We start from the raw sequence: 411 nt of genomic DNA, 5'->3' as shown, positions 1-411 counted from the left end.
GGCTGCACGATGAGCGAGAGGGCACGACTCGCGGCGATCCTGCGAGAGAGGGCGGCGCGCGGCGGTACTCGGCAGTGGCGGCTCTCGGCGGGGCAGGAGGCGATGTGGCTGCTGGAGAACCTCGAGCCCACGTCCGATCTCCGGATGGGCGAGGCGCTCACGCTGGACGGGCCGCTCGACGTCCAGGCGTTCGACCGGGCTGCGGTCCGGTTGCACGAGCGGCACGCCCGGGCCTCCTCGGTCGTCGTGCACCGCGACGACGGAGACCTCGTGCAGGAGGTACGTCCCGTCCCGGGATCCGTCGTGCGGCTGCGCGCCGACGGACCGAGGACGGAAGGCGAGCTCGACGCCGTGCTCTGCGAGGAGATCGAGCAGGGCTTCGACCTGGCTCGCGAGCGTCCGCTGCGCCTG

Annotated in this window: 1 protein-coding gene; it reads left to right on the top strand. The window is 73.0% G+C overall.

The genetic code is table 11. The annotated features are described in order from the left end of the window. The coding region (locus G3I78_RS49540; RefSeq protein WP_203616588.1) for a hypothetical protein at positions 1-411 on the top strand (411 nt) is incomplete at both ends.

Source organism: Streptomyces sp. SID13726 (assembly GCF_010548375.1).
Taxonomy (GTDB): Bacteria; Actinomycetota; Actinomycetes; order Streptomycetales; family Streptomycetaceae; genus Streptomyces.
The sequence above is the reverse complement of the archived record's forward strand: the minus strand, read 5'-3'. Positions and strand labels throughout refer to the sequence as shown.